Source organism: Psychrobacillus sp. FSL W7-1493, from assembly GCF_038004905.1.
Classification (GTDB): Bacteria; Bacillota; Bacilli; order Bacillales_A; family Planococcaceae; genus Psychrobacillus.
The window spans coordinates 919,350-937,500 of record NZ_JBBOSB010000001.1; the positions used below are offsets into that span (position 1 = coordinate 919,350).

The 18,151-nt window shown below is 37.6% G+C and carries 19 protein-coding genes; 16 read left to right on the plus strand and 3 right to left on the minus strand.

Annotated features, from left to right (window positions below):
- The first annotated feature begins 11 nt into the window (after window positions 1–11).
- Genes recX through MKX96_RS04540 form a run of 3 tightly spaced genes read left to right on the plus strand, consistent with a single transcriptional unit; the run spans window position 12 to window position 1,402 of the window.
- Window positions 12–827 carry a recombination regulator RecX gene (gene recX / locus MKX96_RS04530; RefSeq protein ID WP_340882331.1) on the plus strand — a complete coding sequence of 272 codons (816 nt, stop codon included), beginning with the start codon at window positions 12–14 and terminating at the stop codon, window positions 825–827.
- Window positions 817–1,146: a YfhH family protein gene (locus MKX96_RS04535; protein ID WP_340882333.1), complete on the plus strand. Its 330-nt coding sequence runs from the start codon at window positions 817–819 to the stop codon at window positions 1,144–1,146. Before recX ends, MKX96_RS04535 begins: the two co-directional genes overlap by 11 nt.
- Before the next feature lies 1 nt (window position 1,147).
- A complete protein-coding gene (locus MKX96_RS04540; protein ID WP_340882335.1) occupies window positions 1,148–1,402 on the plus strand; it encodes a YfhJ family protein in 255 nt (84 codons plus the stop codon).
- Window positions 1,403–1,434: 32 nt separating this feature from the next.
- On the opposite strand, the gene MKX96_RS04545 is transcribed toward MKX96_RS04540, so the two are convergent.
- Entirely contained in the window at window positions 1,435–2,415 is a 981-nt protein-coding gene (locus MKX96_RS04545) for a metal-dependent hydrolase (protein ID WP_340882338.1), read from the minus strand.
- Between the two features lie 127 nt (window positions 2,416–2,542).
- Between MKX96_RS04545 and mutY the strand changes: the two genes are divergently transcribed.
- The 10 genes from mutY (at window position 2,543) to MKX96_RS04595 (ending at window position 13,335) form a co-directional block, all read left to right on the plus strand.
- A complete protein-coding gene (gene mutY, locus MKX96_RS04550; RefSeq protein ID WP_445678178.1) occupies window positions 2,543–3,613 on the plus strand; it encodes an A/G-specific adenine glycosylase in 1,071 nt (356 codons plus the stop codon).
- A complete protein-coding gene (gene fabL / locus MKX96_RS04555) occupies window positions 3,610–4,353 on the plus strand; it encodes an enoyl-[acyl-carrier-protein] reductase FabL (protein ID WP_169360762.1) in 744 nt (247 codons plus the stop codon). The genes mutY and fabL overlap by 4 nt, the downstream gene beginning before the upstream one ends.
- Before the next feature lie 477 nt (window positions 4,354–4,830).
- Window positions 4,831–5,040 (plus strand): gamma-type small acid-soluble spore protein, encoded by a 210-nt coding sequence (locus tag MKX96_RS04560; RefSeq protein WP_169360761.1) that lies wholly within the window; start codon window positions 4,831–4,833, stop codon window positions 5,038–5,040.
- A 135-nt stretch (window positions 5,041–5,175) separates the two neighbouring features.
- Window positions 5,176–5,715 (plus strand): nucleoside tri-diphosphate phosphatase, encoded by a 540-nt coding sequence (gene ntdP, locus MKX96_RS04565; RefSeq protein WP_340882342.1) that lies wholly within the window; start codon window positions 5,176–5,178, stop codon window positions 5,713–5,715.
- A gap of 58 nt (window positions 5,716–5,773) precedes the next feature.
- Entirely contained in the window at window positions 5,774–7,525 is a 1,752-nt protein-coding gene (locus MKX96_RS04570) for an ABC transporter ATP-binding protein (protein WP_340882344.1), read from the plus strand.
- A gap of 190 nt (window positions 7,526–7,715) precedes the next feature.
- Window positions 7,716–8,735, plus strand: a complete 1,020-nt coding sequence (locus MKX96_RS04575) for an ABC transporter ATP-binding protein (protein WP_340882347.1) — start codon at window positions 7,716–7,718, stop codon at window positions 8,733–8,735.
- Entirely contained in the window at window positions 8,710–9,693 is a 984-nt protein-coding gene (locus MKX96_RS04580) for an ABC transporter ATP-binding protein (RefSeq protein WP_340882349.1), read from the plus strand. Before MKX96_RS04575 ends, MKX96_RS04580 begins: the two co-directional genes overlap by 26 nt.
- Before the next feature lie 25 nt (window positions 9,694–9,718).
- Complete coding sequence (locus MKX96_RS04585) at window positions 9,719–11,326, plus strand: ABC transporter substrate-binding protein (RefSeq protein ID WP_340882351.1); 1,608 nt, start codon at window positions 9,719–9,721, stop codon at window positions 11,324–11,326.
- Between the two features lie 87 nt (window positions 11,327–11,413).
- Window positions 11,414–12,418, plus strand: coding sequence for an ABC transporter permease (locus MKX96_RS04590; protein WP_340882353.1), 1,005 nt, complete (start codon window positions 11,414–11,416; stop codon window positions 12,416–12,418).
- A gap of 23 nt (window positions 12,419–12,441) precedes the next feature.
- The gene (locus MKX96_RS04595) at window positions 12,442–13,335 is read left to right on the plus strand and encodes an ABC transporter permease (RefSeq protein WP_340885867.1); all 894 of its coding nucleotides are present in this window, start codon (window positions 12,442–12,444) and stop codon (window positions 13,333–13,335) included.
- Between the two features lie 194 nt (window positions 13,336–13,529).
- Here MKX96_RS04595 and MKX96_RS04600 read toward each other — a convergent pair whose 3' ends face one another.
- Together MKX96_RS04600 and MKX96_RS04605 are read right to left on the minus strand one after the other, a co-directional pair.
- Complete coding sequence (locus MKX96_RS04600) at window positions 13,530–14,609, minus strand: FUSC family protein (protein WP_340882355.1); 1,080 nt, start codon at window positions 14,607–14,609, stop codon at window positions 13,530–13,532.
- 24 nt (window positions 14,610–14,633) lie between these two features.
- On the minus strand, window positions 14,634–15,935 hold the full coding sequence (locus MKX96_RS04605) for a glutamate-1-semialdehyde 2,1-aminomutase (protein WP_340882357.1): 1,302 nt from the start codon (window positions 15,933–15,935) through the stop codon (window positions 14,634–14,636).
- A gap of 178 nt (window positions 15,936–16,113) precedes the next feature.
- On the opposite strand from MKX96_RS04605, the gene bcp reads away from it, so the two are divergent.
- From bcp to perR, 3 genes are all read left to right on the plus strand, one after another.
- Window positions 16,114–16,596 (plus strand): thioredoxin-dependent thiol peroxidase, encoded by a 483-nt coding sequence (bcp, locus tag MKX96_RS04610; RefSeq protein WP_340882358.1) that lies wholly within the window; start codon window positions 16,114–16,116, stop codon window positions 16,594–16,596.
- Window positions 16,597–16,599: 3 nt separating this feature from the next.
- Entirely contained in the window at window positions 16,600–17,544 is a 945-nt protein-coding gene (locus MKX96_RS04615) for a D-2-hydroxyacid dehydrogenase (RefSeq protein WP_340885870.1), read from the plus strand.
- 112 nt (window positions 17,545–17,656) lie between these two features.
- Window positions 17,657–18,100, plus strand: coding sequence for a peroxide-responsive transcriptional repressor PerR (gene perR, locus MKX96_RS04620; protein WP_169360749.1), 444 nt, complete (start codon window positions 17,657–17,659; stop codon window positions 18,098–18,100).
- Window positions 18,101–18,151: the final 51 nt, after the last annotated feature.

The window sequence follows — 18,151 nt, forward strand, 5'->3', positions numbered from 1 at the left end:
AGATTAACAAAATGCCGGTTATTACAAAAATAGGACGTCAAAAAAAAAATAATGAACGGTATAATCTATATTTGGATGAAAAGTATGCCTTTAGTGTGGACGAAGCAGTACTTATAAAATACCAGCTAACGAAGGGGAAGGTAATAGAAGCCTTTACTCTAGATGAAATTGTTTTTGATGATGAAGTAAGAAAAGCATATAATAAAGCGATCAATTATTTAAGCTTTCGAATGAGAAGTGAGCATGAGGTCAAACAAAAATTACTGCAGAGCGAGTTTGGAGAAGCGGTAATTTTAGAGGCGATTCGAAAGTTATATGAGCATGGATTTTTGAATGATGCTAGCTTTACGAAGGCTTTGGTAGAAACTCAAAAGAATAGCAGTAAAAAAGGTCCTGCGGCAATTCGCCAGGAGCTGAAGAAAAAAGGGATAGAGAAAGAGCTCCAAGAGGAAGTGCTTGCCACCTACTCGGAGGAGGAGCAAGTTTCTATTGCTAAAACACTAACAGAAAAAATTATTCATCAAAACCAAAATAAGACTCCGCGCCAAATTAAACAAAAGGTCCAGGAAAATCTTCAAAGAAAAGGGTATAACTTTAGCATCATTTCTCAGGCAATCGAATCTTTTGATTTAGAGAAAAAGGAAGACGAATGGCTTGAAATAATTGCTGCACAAGGAGAAAAGATTTGGAGAAAGTATTCTGCAAAATATAGTGGATTTGACCTGAGAAATCGTGTTAAACAGGCCCTTTATATAAAAGGATTCCCGTCAGAGCACATAGATATGTATATAGAAAATAAGGAGCTGGAAGTACAAAATGAGCAATAAAAAATATAGTCAGATGACGGAGCAAGAGCTTAGAACTGAAATTGCTAGCCTCAAGGAAAAGGCAAGAAAGGCTGAGCAACTAGGCATTGTGAATGAGTATGCAGTATATGAACGAAAAGCAATGATGGCTCAGTCATTTCTAACAGATGTAAATTCTATAAAACCTGGTGAAATGTATCGAATTAGTGGTGATCCTGGTATGTTTTTTCAAGTAGAGTACTTAAAAGGTAAATTTGCTTGGGGATATCGTTTAGGTGGAGACAAATATGAGGAAGCATTACCGATTTCTATACTACAGCCGTTAGAGGAAGGAAAATAATATGGAAACTAAAATATTAGAACTAACAGAGTTATTACTTGAAAAAAACGACAAGCTTTCCTTTGAAAAGGCAAGAGCATGGATTGAATTACTTTGGTCTGACTTTGAATCATCTTATGCACGTGCAGGCTATGAATATAAAGGTGCTGCAGTAACTGAGATGGTTATTAAAAAGTGGATAGATGGATATGGTGAACAATTACACGAGTTTGCGGGTACTAACGAAAAGTACAAGCATTTATTAGAAACAGACTAAACGCTAGGAATTTAAATTCCTAGCGTCTCTGTTTAATGTGGTAAAAAGTCTAATTTCTTTCTTAGCTTATCTTCGCTGAAAATCCAACCAGTGTAAGAGTTGATGATATTAAGGTCTTCATCCAAATGTACAACTGCTACAAAAGGATAGTAATCATTACTTCTGTAACGCAGATCGATTAACCGAACCTCATGGATATGATCGAATTGTGTTATTTCCCATCTGTAAATAGGGGAGAACGAAGTAAAGGCACTTAGGTTTGTATCCTTTAATGCAGCTTTTACTAAAGGAGAGTCTGGAATTTCCTCTCGTTCAAACTTGTCGTATATCGTTATGGAACGCCCGTATGCTCTGCCAACGTAATGATGCGTCTCGGAGCTTGCGGCAATCCTCCATTGAAAGAACTTAATAGTTGGAGCCACAATAATTTCTGTGGTATCCGGAATTGTTTTTCTCACGCTATTTTTAACTGCACTTTGGACTGCAAAGCGTAGCATATAATAAATAGCGATAATAGCGTACATTGTTAGGAATGTAGGTACTGGGTTAAAGCCAAACATCCATAATAATAATCCTAATACATGAAAGCCAAAGATAATCGGATCAAATGTATTAATGACACCTAGTGCAACCCATTTTTTAGAGAAGGGTCGTAATGCTTGGGTACCATAGGAATTAAATATATCCACGAAAACATGAAGAAATACTGCTAAAAATGTCCAAAGCCAAAGATGAAGCCAATTCACCTCTGGAATAATCAGCCACAATACTCCAGATATAAGTAACGGCCATAATATTACGGCAGGAATAGAGTGGGTTATACCACGATGATGACGTATGTAAATGGCATTATTCTTTAATTTTAGAACAGTATCTATATCAGGGGCTTGGGAACCAATGATAGTTCCTGCAATAACCGCTGTAGTAGTCAAAGAACTACTTGTAACAACAGGATCTGCCATTGCCAAACCACCAAGTGCAATACCCATGACTATATGTGTGCCTGTATCCATGTGTGACCAGCTCCTTTTAAGGAAACAAGTTATCTTAATCATAAGATAAAGTATATAAATTAACAAAGCAATTATTAGTGTTATACCCTATTATCTCATACAATAATCGCAAGAAAGGATTCTAACTGTGAACGAATTATACAATAAGCAAATGAGCGAGGCATTAGTTTCCTGGTTTTTAGAAGAAAAACGTGATTTACCCTGGAGAAAAACCACGGATCCCTATAAAATTTGGGTTTCTGAAGTCATGCTTCAGCAAACAAAGGTTGATACAGTTATCCCTTATTATGAGAGATTTATTTCTAAATATCCCTCTCTTGAATCCCTTGCAGAAGCCGATGAGGGAGAATTACTAAAAGAGTGGGAAGGCTTGGGCTATTATTCTAGAGCGCGAAACCTCCAAGCAGGAGTGAAGGAAGTTGTAGAAGAATATAATAGCATCGTACCCAATAACCGAAAGGAAATATCTAAGCTAAAAGGTGTTGGACCCTACACTGCTGGAGCAGTGCTCAGTATCGCATACGGTGTTCCTGAGCATGCGGTAGACGGAAATGTAATGAGAGTATTATCTCGGATTTTACTGATAAAAGAGGATATTGCTAAACCAAAGACGAAAAAGATATTTGAAGATGCTGTGATGAACTTGATGTATGAGGAAAATCCTTCTGCCTTTAACCAAGGTTTAATGGAACTTGGTGCTATTATATGCACTCCAAAAAAGCCGAAATGTTTACTTTGTCCAGTAAGAGAATTTTGTTCAGCATTTTATGAAGGAGTTCAAGAAGAGCTTCCGGTAAAAACGATTAACAAAAAGACAAAATTACATAAAATGAAGGCAGTAGTGATCCAACGAGATGACGGAAAGATTCTTTTAGAGAAGCGTCCTTCTAAAGGTTTACTTGCTAATATGTGGCAATTCCCGATGGTTGAGCTGCCAACAGCGACTCACACTGTGGAAGAAGTAGTGGAGTTGGACTATGGAATAGAAATTCAAAAAGGAAATGAAATACTTTCTTTTAAGCATATTTTTTCACATCTTGTATGGGAAGTTGAAAGTTTTGAAGCAGAGCTTATAAATGAAAAAAAATTATCCTTAAATGGCCAGTGGTATTCTATAGAAGAAGTGAACAATCAACCTATGCCTATTCCAGTATTAAAAATATGGAATGCGTGGAAGGAAAGGAAGAACATCACATGACAAATCCAGTAGCATTAGTAACAGGCAGTAGCAGAGGACTAGGAAAAGCAATTGCCATTGAGCTTGCGAAAAGTGGTTATGATATTGTAGTGAACTATGCTCGCAGTAAAACGGCTGCATTAGAAACGGTTTCAGAAATAGAGGCATTAGGGCAAAAAGCTTTACTTGTTCGTGCAAATGTTGGTGATGTAGAAAAGCTTCGAGCAATGTTTCAAACGATAAAAGAAGAGTTCGGTCGTTTAGATATTTTTGTCAGTAATGCTGCATCCGGTGTTCTTAGACCAATCATGGAGCTAGAGGAGTCTCATTGGGACTGGACGATGAACATTAACGCAAAAGCAATGCTTTTTGGAGCACAGGAAGCTGCAAAGCTAATGCCGAGTGGCGGGAAGATATTAGGCATCAGTTCGTTAGGGTCTATTCGATATTTGGAAAACTATACGACAGTAGGAGTTTCTAAAGCTGCTATTGAATCCATTACAAGATATTTGGCGGTAGAGCTAGCAGAAAAAGGGATTGCCGTTAATACTGTTTCTGGTGGAGCATTAGATACTGATGCTTTAAAGCATTTCCCAAACCGAGAACAATTATTAGAGGATGCACGCGTAAATACTCCGGCAGGACGAATGGTTGAAATTGAGGATATGGTAAAAACAGCTATGTTCCTGCTTTCAGATGATGCCAGCATGATCCGAGGACAAACTATCATTGTAGATGGCGGCCGTTCGATTAAAATGTAGTTTTCATATAGAAAAATTTCTTTTTTAAAGAAGGCATGTTAAAGACTAGGGTTGATTTATGCTACCAAATAAATCTCTAAGTCAGAATGTAGAATTGATTTCCACGCCAGCCGGACGCTTTTTCGTGGGGTGAGCGTTAAGCCATCACCCATCGCTTACGCGCGTGGTTGTGATGTCTTAACTGTCTCACTCATCCCACAGGAGTCGCCGTCTGTCGCTTCAATCAATAAATGGTGAACATATTTATTTAATACATAAAGCTCTATTTATGAAATTAACTCATAAAGAAATGATAATAAAAACTAAACAAATACGGCAACCTCGATATTATTTGGGATTTCCGTATTTTTATTTAGTTTAATTTTTTCTTAATTAATGTCAAACATTCATCTTTAACATTGTATTTGCCCCAAATTATCCTTGTCTGTGCTTCAACAAATGATTTCAAATTAACCAAAACACACAAATTTATTTTTTATGAATATTATCTCCGAAAGTGCACAAGATATATTTTGTACGGAGGTGAAATCCATGAAAAAGAATAACAGTCAATCATCAAACAGAAGTCAAGAATTTGCTTCAGAAACTGTAATTCGACAAGTTAAAGAGCAAAACCGTCAAGCTGAAATGAAAAAACAACAAGCAAGCGGGAAGTTTTCAAAAAGTTCTTATAACCCATCAAAATAACATGGATTCACCAAAAATCAGCGAGGGCATTTTGCTCTCGCTGATTTTTTTACTACAGTTTTTTCCTATGGATTGCTATAATATGAAAATAAGTATAATATTCAATTTTGCGCTTGATGAAAAGGTGGCTAAATCATGGCGATTCCAACAGAAGGAGAAATTATTCAAATTCACAGCTACAAGCATAATGGCCGTATCCACCGTGTCTGGCAGGAAACGATGGTTTTAAAGGGGACCAAGAATATTGTAATAGGAGCGAACGAACGAACTCTTGTAATCGAATCAGATGGAAGAACATGGATTACTAGAGAACCGTCCATCTGTTACTTTCATGCTGAACATTGGTTTAACATTATTTGTATGCTACGAGAAGACGGTGTATATTATTACATTAATATTAGTTCGCCATTTGTCTATAACAATAAAATTTTGAAATATATTGATTATGATCTAGATGTGAAGGTTTTCCCAGACATGACCTACACAATTTTGGATGAAGATGAATACGAACAGCACAAAAGGGAAATGAATTATCCAGATGAAATGGATTCTATTCTTGATCGAAATATAGAAAAACTTATTTCTTGGATTAAACAAAGAAGAGGTCCATTTGCCCCGGACTTTATCGAGGCTTGGACAAGTCGTTATCATTTTTATAAACAGCTGAACGATTAGTAGGAGAACCTGTTGAATTTGCAACAGGTTCTTCCGTTTTAAGAAAGGAAGTAATTTTATGAGCACCATGAAGAGATATATGGAATTCGTAAAGCCCTATAATTGGCAAATCTTTTTGACGATTATTATAGGGGTTATTAAATTCGCAATTCCATTGTTTATACCTATTCTGATTAAAATTGTCGTAGATGATATTATCGGTGGGGATATGGCAACAGATGAAAAAATTCAACAACTTGTTTATTGGTTAGGTGGAACTGCATTAGTGTTTTTAATCGTTCGACCACCAATTGAGTATTATCGACAATATTTAGCACAATTAGTCAGTAATAAAATTTTGTATGATATCCGTCAAAAGCTATACATACATCTTCAAAAGCTAAGCTTAAAATATTATTCAAACACGCGAGCCGGAGAGGTCATTTCTCGTGTCATCAATGACGTGGAGCAAACGAAGAATTTTGTCATGATTGGCTTGATGAATGTTTGGCTAGACTTAGCCACAATTCTTATAGCTATTGGAATAATGCTTACGATGAATGTAAAACTTACACTTGTAACTTTAATTGCATTCCCATTCTACGCATTCAGTGTAAAGTACTTTTTCGGAAAGCTTCGAGACTTAACTAGAAAGAGATCGCAAGCATTAGCAGGAGTACAAAGCTATCTTCATGAACGTGTACAGGGGATGAGTATTATTAAAACCTTTACACTGGAAAAGCATGAACAAAAGCTATTTAATGAGACTAACGGAGAATTTTTGGACAAGGCCGTAGATCAAACAATTTGGAATGCAAAAGCTTTTGCGGTAGTTAATACAATTACGGATATAGCTCCCCTTTTAGTAATTGCATATGCAGGTTACGAGGCAATTCACGGAAGGCTGTCAGTAGGAACAATGGCTGCTTTCATCGCCTATATAGAGCGATTATACAGCCCTTTAAGACGATTAGTTAATTCATCCACGACATTAACGCAATCTTTTGCGTCTATGGACAGAGTATTTGAATTGATGGATGAAAAATACGACATAATCGACAAGCCTGATGCTAAACAGTTAGGAAATACTTATGGGGAAGTCACTTTTTCAAACGTCTCCTTCCAATATGAAAAAGATGGTCAAACTATACTTAACAATATAAATCTCCAAGTTAATAGCGGGGAAACAGTTGCGTTTGTTGGGATGAGCGGTGGAGGTAAATCCACTATTATTAGTTTGATTCCTCGATTTTATGATGTATCAAAGGGCAGTGTGAAAATTGACGGCAAGGATGTTCGTGATGTAACGATTGAATCACTGAGACAACAAATAGGAATTGTCCTTCAAGATAATATTTTGTTTAGTGACTCTGTGAAATCGAACATTTTAATGGGTAAACCAGGAGCGAGTGATGAAGAAGTAATAGAGGCTGCAAAAGCTGCCAACGCACACGATTTCATTATGGAGCTACCTGAAGGGTACGAAACAAAGGTTGGGGAGCGGGGAGTTAAACTCTCTGGAGGTCAAAAGCAACGTGTGGCGATAGCACGTGTATTTTTGAAAAATCCTACAATATTAGTTCTAGATGAAGCAACTTCAGCATTAGATTTAGAAAGCGAATCATTAATTCAAGATTCCTTGGAACGCTTGGCTCAAAATCGAACAACTATTATCGTAGCGCATAGACTTTCTACTATAACGCATGCAGATAAAATATGCGTAATAGAAAATGGAGAACTGGCAGAAGAAGGTTCTCATTCTGAACTTATGAAGAGTAAAGGTGTATATTATAATTTATTTCAAATACAACAACTAGATACTGTGGACTAACATACACACCCTATAAGGCGAATCTGTTCTTATGGGGTGTTTTTATTTACCTATTTTACGAAAAGTTTAAATATGACAAATGTTTCAAAAAATATAAAAACTATTGCATAAAAAGTATGTATGTGTAAAATATCAATATGAACAAATATAAAGAAAATTTTAAATAATCTCGTAAAAAAGGAGAGTTATCATGGAACAAGGAAAAAAAGTGCTAGAAGTAAAAGGGCTTCAAACTTCCTTTTTTACAGATGATGGTGTCATTCCATCTGTCGATTATGTAGATTTCCATGTTAGAGAAGGGGAAATCTTAGGCATCGTTGGCGAATCGGGTTGTGGTAAAAGTGTTACCTCTCTATCTATCATGGGGCTAGTTCCTAGTCCACCGGGAAAAATCACCAATGGCGAAATCCTATTTAAAGGTAAGGATTTAACAACCTTCTCTGAAAAAGAAATGAGAAAAATAAGAGGAAATGAGATTGCTATGATCTTTCAGGAGCCAATGACCTCTTTAAATCCATTATTTACAATAGGTAATCAGCTGATAGAAGCAATAACCCTACATAAGAAGGATTGGAGTAAGAAGCAGGTAAAAGACAGAGCCATTGACATGTTAAAACTTGTTGGACTTCCCAGAGCAGAAGCACTTATGAAGGATTACCCACACCAGCTCTCCGGGGGGATGCGTCAAAGAGTCATGATTGCGATGGCTCTTGTATGTGATCCAGAAGTATTGATAGCTGATGAGCCAACCACTGCATTGGATGTAACCATTCAAGCTCAAATTCTAAAGTTAATGAGAGATTTGAATAAGAGGTTAAACACAGCAGTGCTCTTAATCACTCATGATCTTGGAGTAGTAGCAGAGACATGCGAACGAGTTGTAGTCATGTATGCTGGGAAAGTAGTCGAAGAGGGACTTGTGGAAACAATCTTTAAAGATCCACAACACCCATATACAAAAGGACTGCTCGCATCAGTTCCTGATATGAGATATAAAAAGCAACGATTATACTCCATCCCCGGCAATGTTCCGAAGCCAGGAACTATAACAACGGGCTGTCGATTTGCAGCCAGATGTGAATTTGCTTTCGAACGCTGTGTTCAGGAAAATCCTCCTCTGTATGAAACATCGGAGGGACATAAAACAAGATGTTTCTTATATGATCCAAAGGAGGTAACAGATTATGACAGAGCCACTGTTAAAAGTTGACGGGCTTAAAAAATACTTTCCAATCCGTTCTGGTGTTTTGTCCAAAAAGGTAGGCTATGTTAAAGCTGTAGATGATATATCCTTCTTTGTAAATGAAGGAGAAACTCTAGGAATTGTTGGAGAATCCGGCTGTGGTAAATCTACTACAGGAAGAATGCTTATGAGATTGCTAGAACCTACAGAAGGTAAAGTGACCTTTGAAGGAAAAGAATTAACATCAATCTCTGACTCAGCTATGCGTAAGGTTAGAAGAGATATTCAAATGGTATTTCAGGATCCTTATGCATCATTAAATCCTCGTCATACGGTTGAGAAAATTTTAATGGAGCCATTGATTGTTCACCAAATTGGAGATCCAAAAAGTCGCAAACAAAAGGTTCATGACTTTTTAGAAATTGTAGGATTGAGCAGCTATCACGCTAAACGATATCCTCACCAGTTCAGCGGTGGGCAAAGGCAGCGTATTGGTATTGCGAGAGCACTTATGACTAATCCAAAGCTGATTATAGCGGATGAACCAGTTTCGGCACTTGATGTATCTATTCAAGCTCAAGTTTTAAATCTAATGCAGGATTTGCAAAAGGAATTGAAGCTAACCTATATATTTATCGCTCATGACCTTGGGGTAGTTCGCCACATCAGCGATCGAGTAGGGGTTATGTATTTAGGTAGAATGGTTGAGCTAGCACCTAGTGAGAGTTTATATGCGGAGCCGTTACATCCCTATACAAAAGCACTTTTGTCTGCCGTACCAGTACCTGATCCACAATTTCAAAGGGAGCAAATTATATTAGAGGGGGATATCCCAAGCCCTTCTAATCCGCCTACAGGTTGTACATTCCATACACGTTGTCCTTTTAAAATGGATGTTTGTACAACCGTTAAACCGAAGCTTGAGGAAGTTAAGAACAGTCATTTTGTTGCCTGCCATCTATATAACGAGGCAGTACAGCATTGATAATATAATTTTTGGAGGGGTCCATGTGAGAAAAAAGAAATTGTTATCATTTATGTTTTTAATGATACTTGCTGCATTTACAATCGTTGCTTGTTCAAGTGATGAATCTGATGGAGATAAAAAAGGAGAATCGTCATCATCAGAGAATAAAACGTTAGTATTTGGTCGTGGAGGAGACTCCGTATCTCTAGATCCAGCTACAGTTACAGATGGTGAATCTTTCAAGGTAACACAAAACCTTTTCGAGACACTATTAAACTTTGGCGAGGAAGATACTACAATTCAGCCAGGACTCGCTAAAGAGTGGGAACCGTCTGATGACGGATTAACGTATACATTTACTTTAGAAGAAGGAATTAAATTCCATGACGGAACAGACTTTAATGCTGAGGCAGTCGTGAAAAATTTTGAACGCTGGGCTAATGGTTCAGAGGAAAAATTCTATTACTACGGATCTATGTTCGGCGGTTATGCTGAGGATGAAGGACACGTAATTGAATCTGTTACAGCTGACGGTGATTACAAAGTAGTGTTTAAGCTTAAGCGCCCTCAAGCACCTTTCTTAAAAAATATTGCGATGAGTCCATTTGGTATTGCAAGTCCAACTGCATTTGAAAAAGATGAAAAAGCATTCGGTGACAATCCAGTAGGGACTGGTCCATTCAAATTCGTAGAGTGGAAACGTAATGCTACTATTACAATCGAAAAATATGAAGATTACTGGGTTGATGGTATGCCTAAGCTTGATAAAGTAGTATTCAAAGCGATACCAGATAACGCAGGTCGCCTTAATGAACTATTATCAGGAACTATTGACTTAGCTGATGGTGTGAACCCGTCTGATCGTTCTACAGTAGAAGGTGAGTCTGCTCTTCAATTGTATGAGCGTCCTTCTATGAATGTTGGTTACTTAGGATTAACGACTACTAGACCACCGTTTGACAACGTAAAAGTACGTCAAGCGATGAACTATGCAATTGATAAGCAAGCAATTGTTGATGCTTTCTTTGAAGGCGGAGCAGAGGTAGCTAAAAATCCTATCCCGTCATCTATTAGTGGGTACAATGATGATATTACTGGCTACGAATATAATCCAGAAAAAGCAAAGGAACTTTTAGCAGAAGCAGGATTGGCGGATGGCTTTGAAATGGAGCTATGGGCAATGCCAGTTCCAAGACCATATATGCCAGATGGAGCTAAAGTTGCAGAAGCAATTAAAAATAATTTAGAAAAAGTAGGCATCAATGCTAAAATCGTTTCTTATGAGTGGGCTACTTATTTAGAAAAAGCTCGTTTAGGAGAAGCAGATGCTTTCTTACTTGGGTGGACTGGTGATAATGGAGATGCAGATAACTTCCTTTATGTTTTACTAGACCAAGATAATATCGGAAGCAATAACTATACGTACTATAGTAGCGACCCATTACATGAGATTCTTATCCAAGCACAATCAGAAGTAGATGAAAACAAACGTATTGAATTATACAAACAAGCACAAGAAATAATATTTGAAGATGCACCGTGGGTTCCACTTGCTCACTCAACACCATTACTTGCTGGTAAAGCAGAATTGACTGGATTTACACCACATCCAACAGGTTCAGACAAACTAGGAAACGTTGACTTTAAGTAAGGAATAGAGTGGAGGGGGTCTTATTGATTCCCTCCTCTTTTAAAAGGTGAGGTATTTCATATTTTAGAATAAAGAGGGTGAAGAAACATGCTTCACTATATTGGAAAGAGGCTGTTACAGCTTATACCGGTATTGCTTGGTATGACTTTTTTAGTTTTTATGATTATACGTGCAATTCCTGGTGATCCAGCACAGGTTATTTTAGGACAATTAGCTTCTAAGGAGGCAATTGAGTCACTAAGAGCAAGCCTAGGCTTAGATAATCCTTGGTACGTGCAATATTTTGATTACTTATTTGGATTACTTCAAGGAGATCTTGGTGAGTCGATGCGAACTGTCAAACCAGTGGCTACGGAAATATGGCCGTACCTTGCTGCTACGTTTGAGCTAGCATTCTTCGCTATCCTAATAGCTGTTGTTATCGGAGTAAATGCAGGGATTATATCTGCATGGTTTCAAAACTCATGGTTCGATTATTTAGCGATGGTAGTAGCTTTGATAGGAGTGTCCATGCCAATCTTTTGGTTAGGACTGATGGAGCAATGGATTTTTTCTGTAGAATTACAGTGGCTTCCACCAGGTGGAAGAGATGATGCAAGAGATCCAGTTACAGCGGTTACAAATTTATATTTGATTGATACCATTATTAATGGTCGTTTTGATCAGCTTGGTGACGTGCTTAAACATTTAATATTACCTAGCATTGCTTTGGCGACAATTCCAATGGCTATTATTGCTCGTATGACAAGATCTAGTATGCTTGAAGTTATGAGAGCAGATTACGTGCGGACAGCAAAAGCTAAAGGACAAAAAATGTTTTGGGTAGTATATAAGCATTCATTGAAGAATGCTATCATTCCAGTTTTAACAGTAGTAGGGCTTCAAATGGGCTTACTTTTAGGAGGAGCTATTTTAACTGAAACTATCTTTGGATGGCCAGGAATTGGTCGATACATTTATGATGCTATTCAGTATCGTGACTATCCAGTTATACAATCTGGAATATTAGTAGTTGCGTTTATATTCGTTATGATTAATTTATTCGTTGATATTTTATACGGATTAATTGATCCACGCATCAAGTATGACTAAAAGGAGAGATGATGATGACCCAAATGGTTCCAAAAGCACCGGATAACTTATTGGCTACCGAAAAGGACATATCAGCTGGTCCTTGGAAAGAAGCGTGGAGAGGTTTCCGTAAAAATAAAGTGGCGCTTGTTGGCACTTTTATCGTATTTTTCTTTATATTAGTAGCGTTAATAGGACCTTATCTAGTCCCGCAGGGCATTGATGAACAATCTATTTCAGATAAGCGACTCTTACCCCCGTCGAGCCAATTTTGGTTTGGCACAGATGATTTTGGTAGAGATATTTTTTCACGAATCGTCCATGGGGCAAGAATTTCTTTATGGGTAGGATTTTTTTCTGTAATTGGTTCTGTCATTATAGGGAGTGTATTGGGGATTGTAGCAGGCTATTATGGAAAATGGGTGGATATGATTATATCTCGCCTATTTGATATTCTTCTTGCTTTTCCAAGTATTCTATTAGCAATTGCAGTCGTGTCTGTGCTAGGACCATCTCTGCAAAATGCTTTAATTGCGATAGCAATTATTAACATCCCTAACTTCGGGCGTTTGATAAGATCGAAAGTGTTGAGTATAAAAGAAGAGGAATACATAACCTCCGCCAAGGCAATTGGTATGAAGGATGTTCGTATCCTTTTTTCGCACATCTTACCGAACTCTATGGCACCTGTAATCGTAGCAGGAACATTGGCCATTGCATCGGCTATTATAGAAGCTGCTGCACTAGGCTTTCTTGGATTGGGGGCCCAGGCTCCAACTCCAGAATGGGGTAAAATGCTGGCGGATGCTCGAAATCACCTAAGAACTGCTCCATGGACAATGATTTTCCCAGGACTTGCAATCATGCTAACAGTTTTAGGCTTTAACCTGATGGGTGATGGGCTTCGAGATGCACTGGATCCTAGGATGAAAAATTAAGATAGAAACAAAGCTCCATAAATAAAAAAGTGAAATCGTTTAGGCGATTTCACTTTTTTGACGAACATGGCGAGTATACCTGAAGTATGAAAGGGAAATCTGCAACAGAGCCTATTACTGATTGAAACCCTGAGCATTTACATTATGTAAATGCTCAGGGTTTCATTTTTTTTTGTGAGTGTTAATAAATAAATTTAGTAAGTCTCTTCAATTTGTACAGTTAATTCATTACTATGGAAATTTTGGTACGAGGTAATCAGCCTATCAACATGCTCTAGCTGTTCCTCATACTTTAATATAGAGGATACTAGATGGAGAAGGTGATAGGTAGAAAATTCCTCATCTATTTGTGTTATCGCAATCTGCTGAACAAAAATATTCATAACCTCTTGCCTCTGGATAAATGCATCGGGACCATGCAACTCAGTATGGTCTGTTTTGAGCTTACCGATAAACTTGAGGTGAAGCTGTTCATGATAAGTTAAAAGCAGGTCAAGTCTTTCTGTGATCATCATTCTAAAATGCTCAGGAAGATTATTTAGTTCATTTTCATGGAGGTGTAATCTATTTAATACTTCTAGGCTATTATGTGAGATTTCGATAAGCTCGCGGTAAACGACGGCTTTTCTACCCTTTGAATGGGTAGCTTTTTTTGTATAAACTCTTTCCTCTTTAAAAAAGGAGTATATTTGGTCAATACGTTCCAGCCTATCCTTCAGTTGATTAATAGCTTGTTTGGTAGACTGATGATCACCAGCATTTCTAGAGGCAATCCTAATCCATCTAATTATTTCATCCTGTGTATAATGAATGGAGTTAAAAAGCTTTGTCTCAAACTTCGGTGGGATAAATACAAGGTTTACGACAAAGGCAGAAATCACTCCAACAAGAATCGTGCAAAAACGAATTAACGCAAAGGTTAAAAATTCGTCACTTTGTATCTCCATAATAGCTATTACAGTTACTAATGCTAAGGAAACCGTTTTTTCTAATTTAAACTTTAGCATGATAGAAATAGCCACAATTGCTGCGAATCCAACGGCAATAATATGGTTACCAAATACTAATGCAAACAAGACGGCGATGGCTGCTCCAATTAGATTAGACTGTATTTGTTCAATTACAGTTAAGTAAGATCTATAGATAGATGGTTGAAGTGCAAAAATAGCGGCTATTCCTGCAAAGACAGGATTAGGAAGCTGAAGTAATTCAGCTATAAATAAGGCAAATACTATAGCGACTCCAGTCTTAAATATACGTGCTCCTAATTTCATTCCATCCTATCCCTTCGTTAACGGTTATTTCATTGAATTATTTAATTGGGCAAAAGCATTATTGACCGCTTTAATTGTCTCTACTATATCATGTTCTGTATGAGCGGTAGTAATAAACCAAGCTTCATACTTAGATGGAGCCAAGTTAATGCCTTGTTCAAGCATAAGCTTAAAGAATTTAGCGAACATTTCACCATCACTAGCCTCTGCTTGCTCGTAGTTTTCTACTTTAACATCGGTAAAATAAACAGAAAGTGCACCTTTTATGCGATTAATTGTAATCGTAATATTATTTTCCTTAGCAGCATTCAAAATTCCTGCCTCTAACAGTGCACCTAGTCTATCTAGTTCTTCGTATAAACCGGGAGCTTGAAGCACTTCTAAACAAGCGATGCCTGCTTGCATGGACGCCGGATTTCCTGCCATCGTTCCAGCCTGATAAGCAGGTCCAAGTGGTGCCACCTGCTCCATAATTTCTTTTTTGCCGCCATATGCCCCGATGGGAAGACCTCCACCAATAATTTTTCCTAATGCGGTTAAGTCTGGTGTGTGACCAAGCAAAGTAGATGCCGCTCCATAGTGGAATCGGAAAGCAGTAATTACCTCGTCATAAATAACAAGAGCTCCTTTAGCTTTAGCGATTTCATGAACTAAAGATAAAAACCCCTCATTAGGCTCCACCATTCCAAAGTTTCCTACGATTGGTTCAACTAATATACAGGCAAGTTCTTCTCCCCATTTTTCCATCGCATCCTTGTAGGCTTGAGGATCATTGAACGGAATCGTGATAACCTCTTTTGCTATAGATTGTGGTACGCCTGCAGAATCTGGAGTTCCAAGAGTAGCAGGACCTGAACCTGCAGCTACTAACACTAAATCAGAGTGCCCGTGATAACAGCCTGCAAATTTCATTACCTTTGTTCTTCCGGTATATGCACGAGCCACACGTATAGTAGTCATCACTGCTTCCGTACCTGAATTTACAAAGCGAACTTTATCCATAGAAGGGATTGCATCTTTTAGCATTTTAGCAAAAACCACTTCATGCTTTGTAGGGGTACCATATAATAGACCCGTTTGTGCTGCTTTTGTAATAGCTTCAGTTATGTGTGGGTGGGCATGCCCAGTAATAATAGGGCCATAAGCTGCTAGGTAATCGATATATTTATTGCCGTCCACATCATAGAAGTATGCACCTTCCGCTCTTTCCATGACAACTGGTGCTCCGCCACCAACGGCTTTATAGGAACGTGAAGGACTATTTACCCCACCAACTATATGTTCTAATGCTTGTACTTGAATTTGTTCAGATTGTGTATGTTTCAATGTTTTACCTCCATTATGAATGTATGTAAGATGAAAATTATAACTTGTCTATCCTAAAACTTCTAGTAATAGTTGGGTATTTTTATATTTTAGACAAAAAAGAGGAAAAAGGCTAAAGAAATTGAACATACTTATAAAGTTAGTTACGATATAACTAATTAATCGAGGAGGGATATTGATGGAAAAATTAGAAGGAATGGTTGCTCCCAAGTTTTCATTAAAAAATGAGAAGGGTGAAATAATATCACTGGATGACTTTGCTGGAAAACAGTATGTTGTTCTGTATTTTTACCCTAAAGACTCTACACCTGGATGTACTACAGAGGCTTGTGAATTCAGGGACGCAAATGCTGATTTTTCGGATTTAAATGCAGTTATTCTGGGAGTAAGTGCAGATGATGAGAAGGCGCACACTAAGTTTATAGAGAAGTATGGACTGCCGTTTTCTTTATTAATAGATGATACTCATGAAATTTCTGAGGCTTACGGTGTTTGGAAATTGAAGAAAAACTTCGGAAAAGAATATATGGGTATTGAACGAACAACCTTTTTAATAGATCCAACCGGAACTGTTGTGAAGGAATGGAGAAAGGTTAAAGTAAAAGATCATGTAGAAGAAGTGTTACATACATTAAAATCCTTACTCAAAGATGGTGAATGATTGATGAAAGTACTTTTCTCTTTTTTACCAAAGGAAGAGCAGCAATTAAGGTTGACCAATCAGTTTCCACAAATAGATTTTATCTTTCAAAAAGGATTAAATGAAAATGAGTTAGAAACTGCCGATGTTGTTGTCACATATGGAGAAGACCTTAAAGCCTTCCATATAAATAGTGCAAAAGAGCTGAAGTGGATTATGGTCGCCTCAGCAGGATTAGAAAAAATGCCTTTACAAGAAATAGCAGCTCGCGACATATTGCTAACAAATGTTAGAGGGATTCATAAAACACCAATGGCCGAGTCCATCTTAGCTCATCTGCTTTCTATAAAGAAATCGTTACAGGTCGTCTCAGAGAATCAGCGCAACGCAATTTGGTCGAAAAGGGTTCCTTCCTCTGAGCTTTTTGGCTCGACTGCCTTAATATTAGGGCCAGGAGCAATAGGTGGAGAAGTGGGAAGATTATTGCAGGCCTTTGGGGTTAGGACAATCGGTTGTAATCGAAGTGGAAATACTTCTTCATACATGGACGAGATGATATCTTTTGGATCTATAAAAGAAGTGCTACCTCAAGCAGATATAGTAGTATCTATTCTGCCAAGTACGGAGGAAACAAGAGGGTTGCTAACATATGAGCATTTTCAGTCTATGAAAGAGAGTGCTATTTTTATGAATTACGGACGCGGAGATCTAGTGAAAGAACTGGACCTATTAAAGGCACTAGAAAACAAATGCATTGCTTACGCAGTGTTAGATGTGTTCGAGCAGGAACCGTTAGGAAGTGACCATCCTTTTTGGCGTATGCCAAATGTGATTGTTTCCCCACACATTTCTAGTCATTCCTCACAATACGTAGTGAGAGCGCTTGAAATTTTCTCTAGAAATTTAGTGGCGTTTCTAAAACAAGAGAATGATATTGAGAATGTAATAGATGCTACACGAGGCTACTAAAAATGTATAATGCTATGTTAATAGTCGAAAAATTTGACATTAAGGACAGTTCCTCTTTATAATAATTATAAACTTATCATTTAATAATGATTATAAAGAGAGGTGCATAGCGATGACGGAAGTACATTTAAGAGACGCTTTAGATACATTGAAATCAACCGGTGTACGTATAACGCCTCAACGCCATGCGATTCTGGAATTTATTATTCAATCTATGTCCCATCCCACTGCGGACGATATATATAAAGCGCTTGAAAGTAAATTTCCTAGCATGAGCGTAGCCACAGTCTATAATAACTTACGTGTGTTTAGAGAAGCTGGCCTAGTAAAGGAATTAACATATGGTGATAATTCAAGTCGTTTTGATTTTATCACAAATGATCACTACCATATGATTTGTAACTCTTGTGGTAAAATAGTTGACTTCCATTATCCAGGATTAGATGAAGTAGAGCATCTTGCCTCTCACTTGACCGGATATGATGTTAGCTCTCACCGAATGGAGATATACGGTACGTGTCCTACTTGTAAAGAACAAGCAACTAAAGTCCAATAAAAAACCGAGCGTTTATTCGCTCGGTTTTTCTTATGGTTAAATAATGCGTTT